We start from the raw sequence: 2,270 nt of genomic DNA, 5'->3' as shown, positions 1-2,270 counted from the left end.
AGCACGCCTCCAACGCAATGGGCAACTTCTGCTTCGAAGTGACGTTGCGTTACCGGCGGTTGGAGAAGCTGCCTCGCGTCGAGAGTAGGCGGCGTCATGACGGGTAGTACGTTCATGACATGGTACGCGGGGAGCGTGTCGACGGCATCGAGTACGCGCGGCGGGTCAACGCTGCCGCGGACCTGCTGGCGGCGGAGGTGTCTGTCGCGGAGGCGGCCCGTGTGCTGGCTGCTCGTTTCGGGGTGTCGGTGCGTCAGGCACGCCGGTATGTGGAGCAGGCCGTGGCGCAAGGTCGAGTCGCCATCCCCGAGGCGAATGTGGTGTTCACCGTCAAGTTGCCCGGGTCGCTGGCCGAGCAGGTCCGGGCGCATGCCCGTGCGAGCGAGGCCACCGTCTCCTCGGTGGTGGCTCGAGCGCTGGCCGACTACCTCCGCGACGAGGCCGGTGGACGGCGGTCAGGGCCGTGAACCGTCCGGTGGTGGAACTGCAGTGGGTCTTCTCCCGGCATGCCGGTGCGGAGCTGTCCGCGGCCTACGAGGTGCTGGTGCCTCAGTGCCGGGCCCGCATCCGGGCCGATCAGCAGCTTCAGGTGCGGGAAGGAGTGGGCGGTGAGCACGGCGGCGATCTACGCGAGGGTGTCCTCGCAGCGGCAGAAGAAGGATCAGACGATCGCCTCGCAGACGGCCGCGCTGCGCGGGTACATCGAGCGGATGCGGCTTGAGCTGCCCGAGGAGTGGGTTTTCGAGGACGAGGGCCACTCCGGCGCGACGCTGATGCGTCCCGCGCTGGAGCGGCTGCGGGACCTGGTCGCCCAGGTCGGGGTGGACGTGGTAGTCGTCTACGCCCCGGACCGCCTGGCGCGCAAATTCGCCTACCAGGCCCTGCTGATCGAGGAGTTCGCCCGCGCCGGCACACGCGTGGAGTTCGTGCGCGGCCCGCGCGGGGACAGCCCCGAGGACCAGCTGCTGGTCCAGTTCCAGGGCATGTTCGCCGAGTACGAAAAGGCCCAGCTGATGGAGCGCTACCGGCGTGGGAAGACCTACCGGGCGCGGGCCGGATCGGTGAACGTGCTGTCCGGGGCGCCGTTCGGCTACCGCTTCGTCCGCAAGACCCCCGAGTGCGCCGCCCGCTACGAGATCAATGGTGCCGAGGCTGCCGTGGTGGCCGAGCTCTTCCGCCGCTACGTCGACGAGGGCTCCTCCATCGCCGACCTGACCCGCTGGCTCACCGACAGCGGCACCCCCACCCGCACCGGCAAGACGCGCTGGGACCGCAGCGTGGTCTGGGGCATGCTCCGCAACCCCGCCTACGCGGGCACCGCCGTCTTCGGCAAAACCCAGGTCCAGCACGAGCCCGCCGGCATCAACCGCAGGGCCCGCCTGGAGGGACGCGCCACCCCGCGCCCGGTCAAGACCATCGGCCGGCCCCGCGAGGAATGGATCGCCATCCCCGTCCCCGCGATCATCACCCCCGCGACCTTCGAACGCGCCGCCAAGCGACTGGAGGACAACAAGCGCTTCGCGGCCCGCAACACCAAGGTCCCCTCCCTGCTGCAGGGCCTGGCGGCCTGCGCCAGCTGCGGATACGGCTACTACCGCACCTCGACCCGCACCACCAACAAGAAGATCTACTACTACCGGTGCCTGGGCTCGGACGACTACCGCTACGAGGGCGGCCGCGTCTGCACCAACAAGCCGGTCCGCGCCGACTACCTCGACACCCTCGTCTGGGACCACATCACCGGCCTCCTCGCCGACCCTGCGCTGATCCGCACCGAGATCGACCGACGCCTGCAGCAGGCCCGCACCGCGGACCCGGCCCGACGCGAACGCGCCCGTCTCGAGACCGCTCTGGCCGCGGCCACCCGCGGTATCACCCGCATGATCGAGGCATACCAGGAACAGCTGATCACCATCGATGAACTGCGGGCTCGCATGCCCGACCTCCGTGCCCGCGAGGCCAGTCTGCGCGGCCAACTCGACGCCCTGACAGCCCAGCTCGCCGACCGCGACACCTACCTCAAACTCGCCCATGATCTGGAAGGTTTCCTCTCCCAACTCCGTGCAGGCACGAGGGCGGCCGACGTCCCCGAACGCCAACGCGTCCTCCGGCTCCTGGTCCAAGACATCCTCATCGGCCCCGAGAAGATCATCATCCGGCACCGCATCCCGATCAGCGAGCACGCTCCAGCCGACCACGGTCAGTCACCGGACACCGACGCCGAGGGTGACTTGCGCCCGGGTTATCTATTGCGTTGGAGGCGACAGGAT

General features: G+C 69.3%; 2 protein-coding genes. Both read left to right on the top strand.

Annotated elements, in window-relative coordinates; genetic code table 11:
• Positions 1–119: 119 nt before the first annotated feature.
• Complete coding sequence (locus ACFV7R_RS46965; protein ID WP_385276936.1) at positions 120–467, top strand: hypothetical protein; 348 nt, start codon at positions 120–122, stop codon at positions 465–467.
• A 141-nt stretch (positions 468–608) separates the two neighbouring features.
• Positions 609–2,270, top strand: a 1,662-nt coding sequence (locus tag ACFV7R_RS46960; protein WP_385276934.1) for a recombinase family protein, incomplete at its 3' end; no start/stop codon positions are given.

Origin of the sequence: Streptomyces sp. NPDC059866, assembly GCF_042731325.1 — a bacterium.
Lineage (GTDB): Bacteria > Actinomycetota > Actinomycetes > Streptomycetales > Streptomycetaceae > Streptomyces > Streptomyces flavusporus.
The sequence above is the reverse complement of the archived record's forward strand: the minus strand, read 5'-3'. Positions and strand labels throughout refer to the sequence as shown.